The 18,143-nt window shown below is 45.6% G+C and carries 20 protein-coding genes; 17 read left to right on the top strand and 3 right to left on the bottom strand.

Annotation, left to right across the window (positions count from 1 at the left end; translation table 11 throughout):
- From JMX97_RS12960 to JMX97_RS12895, 14 genes are all read left to right on the top strand, one after another.
- Positions 1-356, top strand: a 356-nt coding sequence (locus tag JMX97_RS12960) for a c-type cytochrome (RefSeq protein ID WP_201558766.1), incomplete at its 5' end; no start/stop codon positions are given.
- 166 nt (positions 357-522) lie between these two features.
- Positions 523-1,167, top strand: coding sequence for a DUF411 domain-containing protein (locus JMX97_RS12955; protein WP_201558765.1), 645 nt, complete (start codon positions 523-525; stop codon positions 1,165-1,167).
- A 70-nt stretch (positions 1,168-1,237) separates the two neighbouring features.
- The gene (locus tag JMX97_RS12950; protein WP_201558763.1) at positions 1,238-2,935 is read left to right on the top strand and encodes a copper resistance system multicopper oxidase; all 1,698 of its coding nucleotides are present in this window, start codon (positions 1,238-1,240) and stop codon (positions 2,933-2,935) included.
- A gap of 27 nt (positions 2,936-2,962) precedes the next feature.
- Complete coding sequence (locus tag JMX97_RS12945; RefSeq protein WP_413786415.1) at positions 2,963-4,117, top strand: copper resistance protein B; 1,155 nt, start codon at positions 2,963-2,965, stop codon at positions 4,115-4,117.
- Positions 4,118-4,144: 27 nt separating this feature from the next.
- Positions 4,145-4,630, top strand: a complete 486-nt coding sequence (locus JMX97_RS12940) for a DUF305 domain-containing protein (protein ID WP_201558761.1) — start codon at positions 4,145-4,147, stop codon at positions 4,628-4,630.
- Positions 4,631-4,783: 153 nt separating this feature from the next.
- The gene (locus tag JMX97_RS12935; RefSeq protein ID WP_227671603.1) at positions 4,784-6,127 is read left to right on the top strand and encodes an APC family permease; all 1,344 of its coding nucleotides are present in this window, start codon (positions 4,784-4,786) and stop codon (positions 6,125-6,127) included.
- Between the two features lie 33 nt (positions 6,128-6,160).
- On the top strand, positions 6,161-6,319 hold the full coding sequence (locus JMX97_RS12930) for a hypothetical protein (protein ID WP_201558759.1): 159 nt from the start codon (positions 6,161-6,163) through the stop codon (positions 6,317-6,319).
- Positions 6,316-6,969 (top strand): methyltransferase family protein, encoded by a 654-nt coding sequence (locus JMX97_RS12925; protein ID WP_201558758.1) that lies wholly within the window; start codon positions 6,316-6,318, stop codon positions 6,967-6,969. The genes JMX97_RS12930 and JMX97_RS12925 overlap by 4 nt, the downstream gene beginning before the upstream one ends.
- A 114-nt stretch (positions 6,970-7,083) precedes the next feature.
- Positions 7,084-7,362 carry a DUF5676 family membrane protein gene (locus JMX97_RS12920; RefSeq protein ID WP_201558757.1) on the top strand — a complete coding sequence of 93 codons (279 nt, stop codon included), beginning with the start codon at positions 7,084-7,086 and terminating at the stop codon, positions 7,360-7,362.
- Between the two features lie 140 nt (positions 7,363-7,502).
- On the top strand, positions 7,503-10,175 hold the full coding sequence (locus JMX97_RS12915) for a copper-transporting P-type ATPase (RefSeq protein ID WP_227671604.1): 2,673 nt from the start codon (positions 7,503-7,505) through the stop codon (positions 10,173-10,175).
- An 80-nt stretch (positions 10,176-10,255) separates the two neighbouring features.
- Positions 10,256-10,540: a Sec-independent protein translocase subunit TatA gene (gene tatA, locus JMX97_RS12910; protein WP_201558756.1), complete on the top strand. Its 285-nt coding sequence runs from the start codon at positions 10,256-10,258 to the stop codon at positions 10,538-10,540.
- A 58-nt stretch (positions 10,541-10,598) separates the two neighbouring features.
- Positions 10,599-10,991: a Sec-independent protein translocase protein TatB gene (gene tatB / locus JMX97_RS12905; RefSeq protein WP_201558755.1), complete on the top strand. Its 393-nt coding sequence runs from the start codon at positions 10,599-10,601 to the stop codon at positions 10,989-10,991.
- Entirely contained in the window at positions 10,988-11,857 is an 870-nt protein-coding gene (gene tatC, locus JMX97_RS12900) for a twin-arginine translocase subunit TatC (RefSeq protein ID WP_201558754.1), read from the top strand. Before tatB ends, tatC begins: the two co-directional genes overlap by 4 nt.
- Positions 11,858-12,134: 277 nt before the next feature.
- Positions 12,135-13,241, top strand: a complete 1,107-nt coding sequence (locus tag JMX97_RS12895) for a hypothetical protein (RefSeq protein WP_265089464.1) — start codon at positions 12,135-12,137, stop codon at positions 13,239-13,241.
- Between the two features lie 45 nt (positions 13,242-13,286).
- Here the strand turns inward: JMX97_RS12895 and JMX97_RS12890 are convergent, their stop codons facing one another.
- Positions 13,287-13,781, bottom strand: coding sequence for a hypothetical protein (locus JMX97_RS12890; RefSeq protein WP_201558751.1), 495 nt, complete (start codon positions 13,779-13,781; stop codon positions 13,287-13,289).
- Between the two features lie 265 nt (positions 13,782-14,046).
- Here JMX97_RS12890 and JMX97_RS12885 point away from each other — a divergent pair, with 265 nt between their 5' ends.
- Complete coding sequence (locus JMX97_RS12885) at positions 14,047-14,436, top strand: DUF6122 family protein (protein ID WP_201558749.1); 390 nt, start codon at positions 14,047-14,049, stop codon at positions 14,434-14,436.
- Positions 14,437-14,655: 219 nt separating this feature from the next.
- On the opposite strand, the gene JMX97_RS12880 is transcribed toward JMX97_RS12885, so the two are convergent.
- Both JMX97_RS12880 and JMX97_RS12875 read right to left on the bottom strand, forming a co-directional pair.
- A complete protein-coding gene (locus JMX97_RS12880) occupies positions 14,656-15,333 on the bottom strand; it encodes a transmembrane anchor protein (RefSeq protein WP_201558747.1) in 678 nt (225 codons plus the stop codon).
- A 19-nt stretch (positions 15,334-15,352) separates the two neighbouring features.
- Positions 15,353-16,090, bottom strand: a complete 738-nt coding sequence (locus JMX97_RS12875; RefSeq protein ID WP_201558745.1) for a HupE/UreJ family protein — start codon at positions 16,088-16,090, stop codon at positions 15,353-15,355.
- A gap of 263 nt (positions 16,091-16,353) precedes the next feature.
- Between JMX97_RS12875 and JMX97_RS12870 the strand changes: the two genes are divergently transcribed.
- Both JMX97_RS12870 and JMX97_RS12865 read left to right on the top strand, forming a co-directional pair.
- On the top strand, positions 16,354-16,632 hold the full coding sequence (locus JMX97_RS12870; protein ID WP_201558743.1) for a metal-sensing transcriptional repressor: 279 nt from the start codon (positions 16,354-16,356) through the stop codon (positions 16,630-16,632).
- A 30-nt stretch (positions 16,633-16,662) separates the two neighbouring features.
- Entirely contained in the window at positions 16,663-17,985 is a 1,323-nt protein-coding gene (locus JMX97_RS12865) for an MFS transporter (RefSeq protein WP_201558734.1), read from the top strand.
- Positions 17,986-18,143 lie beyond the last annotated feature (158 nt).

Below are 18,143 nucleotides of genomic sequence, written 5' to 3'. Positions count from 1 at the left end.
TAGAAAAAACAGATCTGAGCGAGTATCTATATCCAAAGCCGCCTAATTTTACCAAGGCCGAAGTTGTTGCTCGTTATGATACTAAAGCAGGCGCACAACAGAATTTTTGGGCGATTAAACACGGCATTATGGCCTCCGGAATGCCTGCATGGGGCGCTACTCATGATGACGATAGAATGTGGGCAATGGTCGCTTTCATAAGATCATTACCTGATCTAAGTGCAGATCAATATACGATGCTGACCACAAGATTTGATAGCGATATCATGGACATGGATATGAATGATATGGATATGGAGATGATGAATGCAGATATGATGGATATGTCGGGTGAAGGCGCTGAGATGCAGCATTAATAAGAATAGGCTCTAGGTTGCAAGGTGTAGTGCTAAACGGTACTGCACTTTTAAGGCTAATACCTATAGAGCTTTTAGACCAATGTATTGTTTGAAAGTATTAATGTTTTAAATTACTGATGTTTCAAATTACTGATGATGACAACAGATGTTTAGGGGTATTTCTATGAGACGCTATAAAGACATATTTTTTAATGGACATAACCGGTTATCCGGTCGTGTCCTTTTATTGATGGCAACATCATCGCTGTCATTGACACTAATGGCTTGTAGCCAATCAAACACCAATGTTTCTGATTCACAGTCATTACAGGCTGAGCCATCTGTTGCTGTTGCTACACAAACTACACCGTTACCAGCTGAAATTGTACCGAATATGAGCCCCTCAACCACTCAGCCTATGTTACTTAAAAACGTCTCTGCAACGGTCTATAAAGATGCAAACTGTGGCTGCTGTAAAGAGTGGGTAGGATACGCAGAAGATCATGGCCTAAGCACAACCGCGCACGATGTTGCAGACTTATCCGTATTTAAAGATCGTTACGGCGTACCCCAACAGATGCGTTCTTGTCATACCACAGTAACTAGCGATGGTTATGTCTTTGAAGGGCATATTCCTGCTAAGTACATGGCGCAGTTCTTGGAAAATCCACCTGGACAAGCCATTGGACTTGCAGTACCTAGTATGCCAGTCGGTAGCCCGGGCATGGAGTATCAAGACAAGTTCATGCCTTATAAGGTAATGCAACTTAACAATGACGGCAGTACACAAGTTTATGCCGCTATTGAGTCTCCTGAGCAGCAAATGTAACTGAAGTATCTGTTAAATATCAAAAATATAAGAGTAAACATCATTTCGCAAATTAAATTAGGTCATCATTATGAATAAACAGAACATATTGAACCGCCGACGTTTTTTGGCAGGGTCCTCTGTTGTTTTTGGCGCCTCAATGCTCCCGACGATCGCCAGTAGTGCATTAGGTAAATCAAGCGGTCAGAGCGCCACGGTCAATACCGATCAAAAATCGAATGAAGTACCTGTGTTAATCGGCAATGAGTTCGATTTATATGTTAGCAAGCAGCCCGTCATCGTCAATGGCAAACAGAGCATGGCAACGCTCATTAATGATTCACTGCCGGCACCAACGTTAAAGATGCGTGAGGGCGATACAGTCGTGATACGTGTCCATAACCGCATGGATGAGTCAACCTCTATTCACTGGCATGGTTTGCTAGTACCGTTTGAGATGGATGGCGTGCCCGGTATTAGCTTTAATGGTATTCCTGCTAACAGTACCTTTACTTATACATTCAAACTAAAACAATCTGGCACCTATTGGTATCACTCTCATACTGGATTTCAAGAACAAACGGGTATGCGTGGTGCAATCGTGATTGAGCCCAAAGGTCGAGAACGTCATCCTATTGCGGAAGATCACGTCATTTTACTCAGTGACTGGACGCACCGTGACCCTCATAATTTGTTGAAGCTGCTGAAACAACAGGCAGACTTTGATAACTACCATCTGCCGGACTTTAAAAAGCTACTTTCAGACATTGCTAAGACGGACATGAAAACCGCTTTTGATGAGCGCAAAATGTGGAATCAGATGCGCATGATGCCCACTGATTTCACTGACTTATCGGGCGAAAATACCTTTACCTACCTTATCAATGGTAAGACGACAGCGGCCAATTGGGCTCAAATCATAAAAGCAGGGCAGCCAGTCAAGTTACGCTTTATTAATGCGTCTGCACAAACGATATTTGATGTGCGTATCCCAGGTCTCAAAATGAAAGTAGTCGCAACGGATGGTAATGATGTTGCTCCCGTTGATATTGACGATTTTCGCATTGGTGTTGCCGAGACCTACGATGTCATTGTTACGCCAACTAAAGAGGCTCATACCATATTCGCCCAAAACATAGACCGTTCAGGCTACGTTTCTGCAAGGCTTGCTACGTCCGAAAACGCTCGCGCTGCGACGCCCGCTATGGATGAGATTGAATGGCTTACGATGGCAGACATGATGGGGGCAATGGGCGCGAATGGTTATAAAGCTAAACATGCCAAAACAGAATATGATTTTAAGAGCGATATGCGTGTAGACAGTCCACGTATCAACCTTGATGATCCTGGCATCAACTTGCGCAAGATTAATAGAGAGGTGTTGACCTACAGTCAATTACAGTCAGTTGATGAGTCTATATTTTCTGAGCAGCGCAAACCTACCAGAGAGATTGAGCTACATCTCACCGGTAACATGGAGCGTTACATCTGGGCGCTGGACGGGGTCATGTTTAAGGATGCCACTCCTGTCAATATCAAGCCTAATGAGAGAGTGCGCATTACTTTAGTTAACGACACTATGATGAATCACCCCATGCATTTGCATGGAATGTGGAGTGACTTGCGTACGCCTTCAGGTGAGTTTCAGGTACGCAAGCATACCATTATGGTGCAGCCAGCACAGAAAATAAGCTTTGACGTTACAGGAGAGGTTGGCCGATGGGCATGGCACTGTCATCTGTTGTATCACATGGAAGCCGGAATGTTTAGAGAAGTGGCCGTCGTTTAAGTAAGTCTTTGATAGGTGAGAGCTAAGATGAAAATACATAAAGTAGGTTTTAATATTACTGTATTGTCAGTATCTGTGTGGCTGGCCATGCCTTTAGCAAATGCGGCGGGCGGCCATGACTCTATGAAGAAGACAAACATGCCAGATAGCGACATGTCAGGTATGGGTCATAGCAGCATGGACATGTCAGGCATGGATCACAGCAGTATGAATATGTCGAATATGGACATGTCGAGCATGGATCATAGCAGTATGAATATGTCGGATATGGACATGTCAGGAATGGACCACAGCAGTATGAATATGTCGGATATGGACATGTCGAGCATGGATCATAGCGGTATGAATATGCCAGATAGCGACATGTCAGGTATGGATCATAGCAGCATGGATATGTCGGGTATGGATATGTCGGATATGGATCATAGCAGTATGGATATGTCGGATATGGATATGTCCGGTATGCAAGGTGGCGAGGCTCCACCCGATGCTCGAAGTCCTGACTACTCAAACGGGGTTCCTTATGGGCGTTATGGTAAGCCTGTAATGATGGGCAGCTTACCACTGTGGGGCGTTTCAGTATCTGATTTAGGCTATCAGTTTGATGAGGATCAGATTAACTACGAGTTCGATGCTTGGTATGGTACAGATGGTAATCGTTTATCTTTACGTAGCGAAGGCAACATACAAACTAAGGATGATAAGGAAATTGACAGTCTGACATCACTGTCTTATTGGAAGCCGCTGAGTATTTTTTGGAACGGTGAAGCTGGTGTCGCTTATGATACCGAAAATGATAAGCCAGCGATTATGGCGGGTATTGTAGGTACTATGCCTTACTTTATCGAAACGGATGCTAGAGCGTATCTATATACCGATGGCCAAGTTAGACTTGATCTTGGGGCAGAATACGAATGGCGTCTGAATCAGCACTGGGTGGTCATACCGGAAGTAGAGCTGTCTGCGTTTAGTAAAGATGATCTTGACAACCATATTAGCAAGGGTTTCAATGAATTAGGAACTGAAGTTAGGCTCACATATGAGACCTTAAATCGTCAACTGGCTCCTTATGTGGGTGTTAGTTATGAGACGGCTCTTGGAGACGCTCGTGATCAACGGCGACAAGACAATGAATCTGTTGATAGTAGTAGTTTGACAGCGGGTGTTAAATTCTGGTTCTAACATTATCAAACTTAATGGGGACATATTATGAATACTTCTAATCAAAGTAATATGAATCATCAAAAGCATATGAATCCTTATTTAAAATTCACCCTGATGATTCTAACGTCTACTGTCGTGATGTTCATCATGATGTATTTTAATACGTATCAATGGGATCACGTTTATTTTAGTGAGACTAGAGCCTATATGGCGCTATATATGGGTGCGGTCATGGCTATAATCATGCTGGCCTTTATGACCAATATGTATAAAAAGACCAAGATTAACCTACTGGTTTATGGTTTGAGTGTGGTGCTGTTTGCAATCGGACTTTGGGGCGTCAGGTCACAAGAGACCGTCGATCAAGTCGACTGGATGCAGGCAATGATACCTCATCATTCTATTGCGATTTTGACCAGTTCGCGCGCTGATATTGAAGATCCACGAGTACGACAGCTTGCTGATGACATTATTGAGGCACAAGAGCGTGAAATCGCTGAGATGCAAGCGCTTATCACAGATCTAGAGTAAAAGATTATAAGATTAGTAGGGGTGTTTTAAACTAAGAAAATAGCGATCTATCGAATGGTACGCCTAACCATACAGGTCTTTTTATTCAAAGCTATTTTTCACCGCAGATTTAAAATCCTACTAGTCAAAAAGGTAGTAAAAGGATGAATAGGCATGCAGAAAAACAGGACTACTCGTTATCAGAAAGATAGTCTAACATTATCAGGAACGGTCATGCTCGGTACTGGTGTCATGATCGGTGCCGGTATCTTTGCTTTGACTGGTCAGATGGCTCAGATGACTGGCTCGCTTTTCCCATTGGCTTTTTTGGCTGCTGCAATCGTTGTTTCTTTTAGTGCCTACTCCTATATTAAAATCTCTAACGCCTATCCGTCAGCTGGCGGTGTTGCGATGTACTTGCATCAGGCATACGGAGATCGTTTGCCAACCGGGTTTAACGCCTTGCTGATGTATTTTTCTATGGTTATTGCACAGAGTTTTTTGGCTCGGACGTTCGGGTCATATACGATGCAGCTGTTCGGTGGCGATGATAGTGGTCGTATGGTATCCATCCTTGGCGCAGCGCTTATTCTTGCTGCATTTCTGATTAACCTGCTTAGTAATCGTTGGATACAAGGGGTCGCCTCCTTTATCGGTATTCTAAAGATTGTCGGTATTCTCGTCTTTGGGTTGGTAGGTGTATGGCTGGCCGATAGTCTTGCAGTTGACTCTTCTACTTTAGGCGATGCGAGTACCGTTGGCAACTTTCTTGGCGCAACGGCGCTAGGCATACTGGCATTTAAGGGCTTTACCACGATAGCCAATAGTGGCTCAGAGGTAAAAGACCCGCATCGTAACGTTGGTCGAGCCATCATTATTTCGATTGCAGTTTGCGTAGTGATTTACACCTTGGTGGGTTTCGCTGTAGCAAGCAATCTATCTCTTGCCGAAATTATTGAAACCAAAGACTATTCCTTGGCTGCTGCCGCACGGCCAGCGCTTGGCGATTATGGTCTGTGGTTCACAGTGGCAATCGCAATGGTAGCTACAGCTGGCGGTCTCCTTGCTAGTATCTTTGCAGTCTCGCGCATGCTTGCTATGTTGACCGAAATGAAGCTAGTACCCCATCGTCATTTAGGAATGCCAGGAAGCGTTCAAAAACACACGCTCGTCTACACCGTAGTTCTAGGGTTGGCTTTCACGACATTGTTTGATTTGTCACGGATTGCAGCGCTTGGGATTGTTTTTTATCTAATCATGGATATTGCCATTCATTGGGGTGTTCTGCGATACCTTCGGCAAGACGTGAAAGCTGTGATATGGGTACCGGCAGTGGCCATACTTCTTGATCTTTTGGTTCTCGGCGGCTTTGTCTGGATTAAACTGAATTCAGATCCATTTGTGATTGGCGTGGCAATTGTCACTATTATAGTGATTGCCGTGGCTGAGCAGATTTACCTCAAGTCGTCAGCGAGGAGAAAGGCTATCGAAAAAGATGCATTGGCACACCACCATTAATGCTAATACTATGATCTACGGAGAAATACTATTATGAACGGTATGATGAATGGAACGATGATGCAGGGCATGGGCTGGGGAATGACGATTATCTGCTTGTTTTTTGCGCTACTATTTCTTGCTGTGATCGTGTGGGTAGTTATGGCGCTTCTCAAATATCTGCGCAAAGAAAGCAGGGAAAACGAGTTATGAATGAACTCTTTGAACACGCTGGCGCCTGGGGCCTCGCGCTAATTGTTATTGTTTTGATTTCTTGGTTCTTTTACCGTTATTTCGCGCCGAAGAACTGGCGTGAATGGGCTGGAGCCGGCGTAGTTCAGGCTTTCATTATCGCGCTCTATGCAGAAATGTATGGCTTTCCGCTCACCATTTATTTGTTGATCCGTTTCTTTGGTTTGGACAGCGAATATGTCAGTGCCAGTTTATGGTCAACTCTTGTTGGTCTAGGTGAGACGGGCATGATGATCTCAATGCTACTTGGCTATGCTATTGCATTTTTAGGAGTTGGTCTTTTTGCTCAAGGTTGGCGCCAAGTCCATAAAGCACGGGGCGAAAATCGCCTAATGACTGAAGGACTTTATGCCTACGTGCGACATCCCCAGTACACGGGGCTGTTTATTGCGCTATTCGGTGAGGGCATAGTGCATTGGCCAACCCTGTTCTCGATCGGCCTCTTCCCAGTGATTGTCCTAGTGTATACATGGCTAGCTCGACGTGAGGAACAACACATGCTCGAAACATTTGGTGAAGACTACCTTGCCTACAAACGGCAGGTGCCGATGTTCATCCCCCGTTGGGGACGCTGGCGTCAACTCGTTGCTGCTTCACAAGCCAAAAAGTGATATCAACTTAGTGTAAAGCTGTTACTGATACAGTACACTTGGTATTGAACGGACAGACAAACTGTTGGTTGGATCAAGCGTGAACTGCGTTACGCAATACCGAGGAGAGTCAAGATGAACGAATTGAATTCAAAAGCGAATACTTTAAGAATTGGCCCTGTGGGCAACAGCGTGTCTTTGTTTCTGCTCATCAGCTATCTCTTGTGCATAGGCTTTGGCCTACTCGCACCTGAGCAGATAAGTATGCATGAGGCTTGGGCACCGCTGCTACCTGGTTTTGAATGGTTGACATGGTCAGGTTTCCTGATTGGACTTATCGAATCTTACCTTTATGGGTGGTATTTTGCAATTGTGTTTGTGCCGCTATATCGCTGGTTTGCCAAAGCACGATGAGTTTATCGTAGCCGTTGAATCTTCGGCTCAGGTAGGTCAGCTATGCTAAGAACGACGAGCAGTGCACTAATCTTAGATAGCATTAAAAGCTGAGAACTCAGTCCTAAACTATACTTGCAATCAATAATGGGAACATAGTCATGAAACACGATACGACAAAAAAGAATTCGGACGATGAAGACCATGATTGCTGTGACGGTACAGCGAATACAGGCATAGAACCTAATAAAGATACCACTTACGATAAAGTACCGACCAACTACAATGGCACAATTTATACCTGCCCAATGCATCCCGAAGTCAGAAACGTTGAGGATAATGGTTGTCCAATATGCAAAATGTCTCTTAAACCTGAAGACTCTGTTGCCGAGATGGCAGAGATGAAAGAAGGTCATGCAAACTGTCATGGCACGGCGAATACAGAGGTAAAGTCTGTCAAAGGCGGCAAATATGACAAAGTACCCGCTGGCTACAGTGGCACTGTTTATACCTGTCCCATGCATCCAGAAGTACGAGATATTGAAGATAGTCGCTGTCCAATATGCAATATGTTTCTCAAACCTGAAAATACTGTTGCCGAGATGGCAGAGATGAAAGATGATCACGCAAGCTGCCATAGTGCTTCGAATACAGATGTAAAGTCTGTCAAAGGCGGCAAATATGACAAAGTACCCGCTGGCTATAGCGGCACTGTTTACATCTGCCCGATGCATCCTGAGGTTAGGGACGTGGAGAATAGTGGCTGTCCGATATGCGGAATGGCGCTTGAGCCAGAGACGGCTACTCTTGGTGAGGAGGATACTTCAGAACTCGATGACATGACGCGCCGGTTTTGGATTTGTACGGTGCTGACTATACCGCTATTTCTGTATGCAATGAGCGATATGGTAGGGATAAACCTAGATAATATTGGTCAATATAATCTCTCTGGGCAGATTGCACAATGGATTCAGCTAGCGCTTGCAACCCCAGTTGTGCTTTGGGGTGCAGCGCCTTTCTTCGTTCGAGGATGGCAATCAATAAAAAGTCGAAACTTGAACATGTTTACTTTGATTGCGGTAGGCGTAGGTACGGCTTTTGGTTTCAGTCTGGTGGCCACCTTTTTGCCGAATATTTTTCCAGACAGCTTCAGGAACACCGCTGGTCAAGTTGGGGTGTACTATGAAGCAGCAGCGGTTATCACGACACTGGTGCTATTGGGTCAGGTTCTGGAGCTCAAGGCCAGAAGTCAGACCTCTGGCGCGATTCGTGCTCTACTCGAGCTGGCACCACCAACGGCAAGACGTGTGGATGAGAATGATATCGAGACAGAAGTATCACTTGACGAAGTGGTCAGTGGCGATAGATTGCGGGTTAAGCCAGGAGAGAAGCTCCCTGTAGACGGTACTGTGCTCGATGGTAATAGCAACGTCGATGAGTCAATGGTAACGGGTGAACCACTACCTGTTTCAAAAATAGCAGGAGATACGGTCACCGGTGGCACAGTGAACGGCACTGGGACACTATTAGTTGAAGCAGTCGATGTTGGTGATGACACCGTATTATCCAAGATCGTCAAAATGGTTGCCGAAGCCCAGCGTAGCCGCGCGCCAATACAAAAATTGGTGGATAAAGTAGCTGGTTGGTTCGTGCCAGTTGTTCTGGTTACCTCTGTCTTAACCTTTATTGTTTGGGCTGTGTTCGGACCTGCGCCTGCAATGGCCTATGCGTTAGTCAATGCCATCGCGGTATTAATCATAGCTTGTCCTTGTGCGTTAGGACTTGCCACGCCCATGTCGATTATGGTTGGCACTGGCAAGGGTGCGCAGAACGGAGTGCTCATCAAGAATGCTGAAGCGTTAGAGAGCATGGAAAAAGTTGACACCATCGTTGTGGACAAAACCGGAACACTGACAGCAGGCAAACCAGAACTTACCGCTATCGAAGCGCTTGGCGGCTTAGATGAGGATGAACTCCTTGTACTCGTCGCAGCGGTAGAGAGTGCTAGCGAACATCCTTTGGCAGAAGCTATTGTCAATGCTGCGAAGGCAAAGTCTCTTGATACTGCTAAAGCCAGCGATTTCAGTTCAACCACTGGTGAAGGCGCGCAAGCGTTTGTTAATGGCAGGCAGGTAGCCGTAGGTAACTCAAAATTCATGGAGCGACTCGACAGTTTTGATAGTGCGCTTTCAGAACGTGCTGACAAACGCAGGAAGGATGGTGAAACCGTGATGTTCGTCGCAGTAGATGGGCAAGCTGCTGGTCTAATCTCAGTCGCTGATCCGATCAAGCCCAGTACCAGTGAGGCGATATCGCTTCTACATCAGGCTGGATTACGGGTGGTCATGCTAACAGGTGATAACGAGATAACGGCTAGAGCAGTTGCTAGCAAGCTAAATATTGACGAAGTACATGCGGATGTCTCTCCAGAGGACAAAAACCGTATCATTAAAGAGATGCAAAGTAGCGGGAAAATTGTATCCATGGCGGGTGACGGTATTAACGATGCCCCAGCCCTTGCTCAAGCTGACGTCGGTATTGCAATGGGCACGGGCACAGATGTGGCCATGGAGAGTGCAAGCATCACCCTAGTGAAGGGCGACTTAATGGGGATTGTCAGAGCACATAAACTGAGCCGTTCCACGATGCGCAACATCAGACAGAATTTGTTCTTTGCATTCATCTACAACGCCCTTGGTGTACCGATTGCTGCTGGCGTCCTATATCCATTTTTTGGGATTTTACTCAGTCCAATGATAGCGGCCGCTGCCATGAGTCTTTCTTCAGTATCTGTTATTGGTAATGCGCTGCGATTGCGTCGTTTGAAGCTATGATGTTAGCGCTATACAAAGATTTATAAAGCGCAATTACAAGTACTGGTCTTATTGAGACCTCAACATATAAGGATACCGTTATGGGTAGTTTTTCTATTACACATTGGCTGATTTTATTGGTCGTGGTGGTGGTCGTATTTGGCACTGCTAAGCTCAAGAACGCAGGCAAAGATTTAGGCGGGGCGGTAAAAGGTTTTAAAGAAGCGGTAAAAGATGAAGAGACCGAGCATACTCGCAAAAACCGCGCACTTAGTCATGAAGGCAATCTGCCAGTACCAAATACTGATTCAAGTACACAGGCTGGCACTCAGGCTGATGATATAGAAATCAACCCTGCCACCACTGATGATAAGCACAAAGTATAAAGCGCACCGCTATAGATAGCTATGCTCAACAGCCTATTAATTAATATATTTGACTGTTATGTTTGATATCGGGTTTTCCGAGTTACTCTTGTTTGGCGTCATAGCCTTAATCGTATTGGGCCCAGAAAAACTGCCACAGGCTGCGCGTACGGCTGGGCAATGGTATGCCAAACTGCGTCGTATGATCTCCACCCTACAGTCTGACATAGAAGCTGAGCTTGATTTGGCTGAGACACGAAAACAGATGCAAAGTGAGCTTGCAAAAATTCGTCAGACTGAGACGGACATGAAACGTGAATTAGCAGAGATGCGCGGCAGTATGCAAAAGTTTGAAGACTCGCAGAATCAAAGCTTAGACACTTCACATCAGCCAGTTACTGCGTATGAGCAAGATCATCAGCCGAATACCAATACCTCCTCCTCGTTAACCAAACAGGAGATAGATAAATGAGTCTGTTTAAACGGCAGAAAAGCCGACAAGAAAAGATAGCTGATACAGAGCTTGAGGCGACGACAGATACTGCTGATAGTAATGAATCTGGTGATATATTGAGCACACTTAGTGATATGCCTATTACCGAGCACTTGATTGAACTGCGTACGCATCTAATCAAAATATGCGTGGTCGTTTTAATTATATTCTTAGCATTGGTAGGATTTTCACGCGAGCTCTACAACCTTTTATCAGACCCATTGGTAGCGCAGTTGCCTGCTAATTCGACTATGATTGCCACCGACATCACGTCAAACTTTATGGCACCTATTCGCTTAACGATTTTTGTCGCTGCATTTTTAGCGATGCCTTATATCTTGTATCAAATTTGGTCATTTGCCGCCCCCGGCTTATACAAAAAAGAGAAAAAAATCGCTATTCCAGTCCTGCTGTCTTCGATATTTCTATTTTATACCGGTGTTGCCTTTGCCTATTTTGTCGTACTCAAAGGCGTATTGAAATTTTTTATCATGTTCGCTCCTCAGAACGTCATACCGATGACCGATATTGACAGTTATTTGAGCTTTGCTCTAAAGTTATTTATGGTATTTGGACTGACTTTTGAGATTCCAGTGGTCACCTTACTACTGATAATGGTTGGAATAGTTTCTACTCAGAGTTTAGAAGACAAGCGTCGTTATATCATTGTCGGCTGCTTTGTGGTTGCAGCGGTAGTAACACCGCCTGATGGCGTATCCATGCTGTTGCTAGCGATTCCTATGTGGCTATTGTTTGAGCTGGGTCTATTCTTAGCAAAAATATTAATCAAAGAGGAACGAAGTACCGTTCTAGACTCAGGAAGTGAAACATCAAAAAGCAACTAGCATCATCCTAAAAACGCCAAATATCTCTTTTGTTTTTTACTGTTTACTAGAGTATGTCAGCGTAAGTACTCTACTTAACGACGGGGTTTAAATGGAACACCTAACCAGCAACAACGACGAAACGAATGACGGTCTCGCAAATCGACTGAATCAAGAGTGCTACTGCATTACTCTCGATCGTAAAGCGCTCAATACAAGCCTTCAAGATCAATTAATGGAAACTAGAAATAATCCAATAGGAGCGAACGAGCTTAATAAGCTTTTTTCGACGACACCAGTGTTCGTCCCCAAAACAGAGATAGCGACGATGGAGCGGATCGTTGAAGCTATCGAGTTGGCTGCCAAACTGCCGTCGTATCAAGAGCAAGCGCTGTCATGGGCACCAGAAATTGCTGCTTTTGACCCAGGCCCAATAGGGGCTCTCATGGGCTATGACTTTCACTTGGGTAACGATGGCCCCCAACTCATTGAAGTCAATACCAATGCCGGTGGTGCGTTTCTGAATGTGTTGCTCGCTCGCGCACAAAAACGCTGTTGTAACCCTTCTGAGCAGAGCGCTGCAACCAATCAAATGCTAGATAGATTTGAGGAATCAGTGTTTACTATGTTCAAACAGGAATGGCAGCGACAGTCCGCTGTTGCTATGCCCAACCGAATAGCCATCGTGGATAATGACCCTAAGAGTCAGTTCATGTTTTTGGAGTTCCAGTTGGCCTGTCAACTGCTTCAAGCTAGGGGTATTGATACTGTGATACTAGATCCCTCTGAACTCGAATATGTCGATGGTACGCTGACAGCCCATGGACAGAAAATCGATATGGTCTACAATCGGCTGGTCGACTTCGCATTTGAGGAGCCTGACCATGCACTGCTTAAGCGTGCGTATCTAGAAGGTTCTGTGGTGGTGACACCCAATCCCCGCGTACATGCTGTTTTGGCCAATAAGCAAAACCTGACTTTGCTATCCGATTCGCAAACACTGCGCGCTTGGGGACTGAATGAAGCTGCAGTGGGATATCTCGAAAGGTCTGTGCCAAGGACAAGGATAGTATCAAGAGACGACGCAGCAGAATTGTGGCGTACTCGGCGACAACTGTTTTTTAAGCCAGTTGCTGGCTATGGAAGCAAAGGCGTCTATCGCGGTAGCAAGCTCACTCAACGCGTTTTCGAAAACATTCTGGATGAGGATTATATTGCACAGACCTTTGTTCCTGCAACAGAGCGATCAATAAAAATTGATGACACTGTAACAACGAGAAAGGTGGATATACGTCTTTATACGTATGGTGGACAACTGCTGCTACCTGCTGCACGTGTTTATCAGGGTCAGACGACTAACTTCCGTACGCCAGGAGGTGGATTCGCACCTGTCTTTCAGGTGTAATTGTGCGGTAAGCTCAGTAACACCAACTGCCTTTAATACGAACATCTATTGCTCGGATACCTGCCAACCTAGAAACATCCATTTGACAGCGTAGATTAATGCCGTCGGAATGACTACCCACTGAGCGAGCGGCAACGCACCTATGCCTAGCAACGGAATCTCGGGCATAAGATTACTATAACTCCACCTCTGGCCAGCTCCAGTTGCCCAGTACTCAAAGATTATTGTCACAATCAGGCCGAAGCCAAGGTATACCGATAAAGTCGACAGACGCCACGGCTTTGTAATCCAGAACCAGTCTTTTACAAACAACGCCCCGAGCACGTAGGCGCCAAAAGCAATATTGGCATCACCGACGGTCGCACGCGCACAAAGCCAGACCACGTCCCAGTGTCTCGCTTCGGCCATGCCGGAGAAGAACGGTACCTGTGCCATCTCCCAAAAAAAATGGAGAAAGAAACTGACGCTCCACACCATCAGGGCAAGCACAGCTGACGCCGCTGCTCGGCGTGATTGGCGTGATTGGCTTACAAGAGTCATAATTCCTCCAAAAATATCTATAGCAATAAATACAATTTCATGTTTGCTCGATCGTCGTTACCAGACCGAGACGCCGTTTACTGGCGTCTCCCAACGGTAGATTAGCATGTTGCCTGCTGCGCGTGTTTATTAGGGTCAGACGACGACTAACTTTCGTACATCAAGTGCTGGGTTCGCGCCTGTCTTTCAGGTGTAATTATATGCCTCTGATTGTATGCTACTCTTAGCACACTTTCTAAAACACTCTCTTAAATCGGAAAAAGCGATGATTCAAGCTGTTACCCATTATTTTCTACATTTTGGTATGCCGTTGATTATCGCCTACACGTTTTTTCGTAATGACTATAAGCGAGTATATTTGATCTTACTAGCAACCATGCTGGTAGATTTAGATCATCTGCTGGCAACGCCTATCTTTTCGCCCAACCGTTGCAGTATTAACTTTCATCCGCTCCATACTTATTATGCGATGGCAGTATATGTGGCTATGTTGTTTCTACCAAAGCCCTACAAAGTAATTGGTTTAGGGTTGTTACTACATACGCTGACCGATTTAAATGATTGCGTGATGACCTATCTTAATTGTCCGCAGTGCTTGAGTGAGACTCCTGCTCGTAAGTTGGTAGAATGGCTTGTCAGAGCCATTAAGTCTTGATACGACTGTGACCACATCGTTTAGCTACTCTCCCATAAATCGTCTCTTTAATAACTTCTAGAGGTGGCATGTATGCCTCATTATTCAATCCTAAATTAATCCTAGCAGCAGACCAAATGTGTTCTGCCGCGAGGATTGACTTAGCTTGTTACTATACGTTTAGTGAGACCGTTCTGTCTCCAATCCGACAGCGGTAAGAACTGGCTAACCGCTGCGTTTTTATATCATTTTTTTAATAGTGCTGTAATCGCCACGGGTACGTAAAACAACTTCAACATCCGATTGGCTCCGATTGCGCCAGAACCAGCCGTGGTTACCTGTAAACGCCGCCTCTAAAACACCTTCATCAGAAGTAACCCCGCGACCTTTTTCATAACTGATAGCCTTGCCTGGTGCGTCGCCGTGGGTGTCAAAGTTGACGTCACCGCCTGTAACGACCCAAGAGTATTCAGCCTTGTCACCTGCCGCCATCTTCATTTTGATTTCCGTTCCCTCGCCTGGAGTCAAGGTGAAGGGAATTTCATCGCGCCATTTAACATTGGACACAGCTGCCTGAACAGGTACGCTAGCAGTATCACCCAGTGCTGCACTCGTTGATGGTTCTGCCGCATTATCAACGCTAAGTGTTTCGGGCGCGGGCGATTCGACTACTGGTGTTTCGACTACTAGTACGGCGGCGGCATCGGCGGCCGCTTCTTCTGCCAGTTGTTGCTTGATTTGCCCCATTTCGGTTACTCGAAGGAGCTGGCCGACCCCAGTTGGGTCGATGCCGTATTCAGCTGGGAGAACCACAGCAAACAAGAGAACCACTGCTGAGATAGCGGCCAGAATAGTAGATTTCATAAGCTGTTTGGAAGAGGGAAGTTCGGCCTGTGTAGGGGTATCACTGTTATACATATTGGAAATCCTTGGGTTCTTAAGACATTAAATAGCCAGTGAGCTGCATGCCCACTAAAATAAATCCTGCGCTCATCATCGCGACGTTGGCGGTATAGGCGTGGCGGAAAAAACTTAGCGTGCGGCGCCAGTAGCTCATGCCGATCAATATGATCGCTAGTGCCAGTAGCTGCCCAATTTCCACACCCACGTTAAATGCGAGTAGGTTAGGCAGTAGACCGTCAGGTGACATCTCGTATTCAAGGAGCTTAGTTGACAACCCAAAACCATGGAAAAGACCAAATATAAGCACTGCTATTTTGGTATTGGGTTGGTATCCGAACCACCTTTGATAGGCACCAATGTTGTCTAAAGCTTTATAGACGACAGAGAGGCCAATAATCGCATCAATAAGATAACTATTCATACCGATGTTGAAGTACACGCCTAAGATCATAGTCGTGGAGTGACCCAATGCAAATAGGCTCACATAGATACCAATGTTCTTCATACGGTAAAGAAAGAAGATGACCCCGAAGAGAAACAGGATGTGGTCATATCCCGTTATCATGTGCTTGGCGCCCAAGTACATAAAGGGCAAAAGATTAACGCCTGAAATTTCTTGAATATAGCCTTTGTCTCCCGCTGTTACAGCGTGAGCCATGGCTTCATTGCTACCGATAAGAAGGTAAATAAGAATTACTGAGAATAATAGCAGACGGGTTTGCCAAGTCGTCCATGGCGAGCTTGAGAGCCTATTGTGAACATAGCTGTACATTAAGAATCCTATGGTCTGAAAGAAGTGGGTACGCGGCGTGGTGCAATACGATAAGAGCTTTTAGTTTCAATCGATAAAACAATCATGTTCTGCATGACTAAGTGCTTTCTTACAGATTGATAAGTAAAATCATAAAATTTTCAAATGCAAACCGAACGATTAAGGAGTATGATACTATCCCCTAGGGGGGGATAATGTCAACCATAAAATCTCGAGTGATTATGAGGTATAATCATATCCCTTAGAGGAAGGATACTGTCACTATGAAAAAACCACACATACACGCTTCTCACCCAGCTGTTATCAAACGTCTCAAAAGAGCGAACGGTCATCTGAGCAGTACGATAGAGATGTTGATAGATGGTCGCACCTGCCTTGATGTCGCGCAGCAGTTGCAGGCTGTAGAAAATGCCATTCACCAAGCCAAGAAAGTTTTAATTCAAGACCATTTGGATCATTGCCTTGAGGATTTATTAGAGTCTGTTGATGAAGATCAACAGACTTCTATAGAGGAGTTCAAGGAGATAACTCGTTACCTATAAGGTTAATCGACTGACCTAAAGAGGCATTGGATGCTAAGTATCTTTGCAAACCGGACCTATCGTCATCTATTTGCTGCACAAGTCATTGCTTTGATTGGAACCGGTCTGGCTACCGTAGCGCTAGGTCTGCTAGCTTTTGATTTGGCTGGAAACGATGCTGGGGTCGTAATGGGAACTGCATTGGCCATCAAGATGATTGCCTATGTAGGCGTAGCACCAATTGCAGCTGCCTTTGCCGAAAGGCTACCCAAACGCACTATGCTGGTGACGCTGGACGTGATAAGAGCGGGTGTAGCTCTGCTACTGCCATTTGTCTCCCAAATCTGGGAGGTTTACATATTGATCTTTGTGTTGCAAGCCGCCTCAGCGGCCTTCACGCCTACTTTTCAGGCCACTATTCCTGATGTTCTGCCTAACGAGGCGGATTACACCAAAGCGTTGTCGCTCTCACGCCTTGCGTACGATATGGAAAGTCTAGTCAGTCCAATGTTAGCGGCGGCATTGCTGACAGTGATGAGCTTTCACAATTTGTTTACGGGTACGGTGCTGGGGTTTTTGGCCTCTGCCATACTGGTAGTATCGGTCGTGCTACCGGCGCACACTGTGCCAGAGCGCCGTAGCATCTATGATCGGACCACACGCGGCATTCGAATCTATTTGGCCACACCTCGACTGCGCGGATTACTTGCTGTCAATGTTGCGGTTTCTGCCGCAGCGTCTATGGTTTTTGTGAATACAGTGGTGATCATTCAGGGCGGGATAGGACTAACTCAGAGCGCAGTCGCATTAGCATTGGCGAGCTTCGGCGCAGGCTCTATGATTGCTGCGTTAGCTTTACCGAGCTTATTGGGTAAGCTGACAGACCGTAGTGTCATGTTAAGCGGTGTGGGGTTGTTGGTTGTTGGTATGTTCGCTGGTACATTGATGATAGGACAAAATTCACTTATGGCTTTATGGTTCGTGCTAGGTTTGGGTTATTCTGCTGCTCTGACACCTTCTGGACGCTTGTTATGGCGATCCTCACATCAAGAAGATCGCCCTGCATTGTTTGCGGCTCAGTTTGCCTTGTCCCATGTCAGTTGGTTGTTGTTTTATCCCTTGGCTGGTTGGCTGGGTGCTCGCTATAGTATGACTGTAGCTTTTGCGGTATTAGGATGTGCGGCTGCACTAGCCGTCTGGGTTGCTTTGAGAGTCTGGCCGTCTATTGATCTAAAAGAGATTGAACACGAACACGCCAATTTACCAGAGGGCCATCCTCATGCCATTGGATCTCTTACAGCCAATGGGATAAGCCATACACATCCTTTCGTAGTCGATGACTATCATCCTCGTTGGCCAAGCTCTGGTCATTGATTTTGAGTCTGTAAAAAGAGTACTGTTTTACTAGGGGCTGTATAGAATTGTGGAATAGTTGAAAAAAATAAGCAACGCCTTACACTCTTGTTTACCACAACAAAGAGAAAAGGCGTCACTTATGGCTCGTACCATGCTCACTGATGAACAATGGCAAA

It is taken from the genome of Psychrobacter sp. 72-O-c, assembly GCF_904846605.1.
Taxonomy (GTDB): domain Bacteria; phylum Pseudomonadota; class Gammaproteobacteria; order Pseudomonadales; family Moraxellaceae; genus Psychrobacter.
Note: the sequence above shows the minus strand (reverse complement) of the source record. Positions and strands in the feature narration are given on the sequence as shown.

Bases quoted from the DNA above. Each gene is read 5' to 3' on its own strand.
- JMX97_RS12955 (WP_201558765.1), top strand. From the start codon at position 523: ATGAGACGCTATAAAGACATATTTTTTAATGGACATAACCGGTTATCC.
- JMX97_RS12950 (WP_201558763.1), top strand. From the start codon at position 1,238: ATGAATAAACAGAACATATTGAACCGCCGACGTTTTTTGGCAGGGTCC.
- JMX97_RS12945 (WP_413786415.1), top strand. From the start codon at position 2,963: ATGAAAATACATAAAGTAGGTTTTAATATTACTGTATTGTCAGTATCT.
- JMX97_RS12940 (WP_201558761.1), top strand. From the start codon at position 4,145: ATGAATACTTCTAATCAAAGTAATATGAATCATCAAAAGCATATGAAT.
- JMX97_RS12935 (WP_227671603.1), top strand. From the start codon at position 4,784: ATGCAGAAAAACAGGACTACTCGTTATCAGAAAGATAGTCTAACATTA.
- JMX97_RS12930 (WP_201558759.1), top strand. From the start codon at position 6,161: ATGAACGGTATGATGAATGGAACGATGATGCAGGGCATGGGCTGGGGA.
- JMX97_RS12925 (WP_201558758.1), top strand. From the start codon at position 6,316: ATGAATGAACTCTTTGAACACGCTGGCGCCTGGGGCCTCGCGCTAATT.
- JMX97_RS12920 (WP_201558757.1), top strand. From the start codon at position 7,084: ATGAACGAATTGAATTCAAAAGCGAATACTTTAAGAATTGGCCCTGTG.
- JMX97_RS12915 (WP_227671604.1), top strand. From the start codon at position 7,503: ATGAAACACGATACGACAAAAAAGAATTCGGACGATGAAGACCATGAT.
- tatA (WP_201558756.1), top strand. From the start codon at position 10,256: ATGGGTAGTTTTTCTATTACACATTGGCTGATTTTATTGGTCGTGGTG.
- tatB (WP_201558755.1), top strand. From the start codon at position 10,599: ATGTTTGATATCGGGTTTTCCGAGTTACTCTTGTTTGGCGTCATAGCC.
- tatC (WP_201558754.1), top strand. From the start codon at position 10,988: ATGAGTCTGTTTAAACGGCAGAAAAGCCGACAAGAAAAGATAGCTGAT.
- JMX97_RS12890 (WP_201558751.1), bottom strand. From the start codon at position 13,781: ATGACTCTTGTAAGCCAATCACGCCAATCACGCCGAGCAGCGGCGTCA.
- JMX97_RS12885 (WP_201558749.1), top strand. From the start codon at position 14,047: ATGATTCAAGCTGTTACCCATTATTTTCTACATTTTGGTATGCCGTTG.
- JMX97_RS12880 (WP_201558747.1), bottom strand. From the start codon at position 15,333: ATGTATAACAGTGATACCCCTACACAGGCCGAACTTCCCTCTTCCAAA.
- JMX97_RS12875 (WP_201558745.1), bottom strand. From the start codon at position 16,090: ATGTACAGCTATGTTCACAATAGGCTCTCAAGCTCGCCATGGACGACT.
- JMX97_RS12870 (WP_201558743.1), top strand. From the start codon at position 16,354: ATGAAAAAACCACACATACACGCTTCTCACCCAGCTGTTATCAAACGT.
- JMX97_RS12865 (WP_201558734.1), top strand. From the start codon at position 16,663: ATGCTAAGTATCTTTGCAAACCGGACCTATCGTCATCTATTTGCTGCA.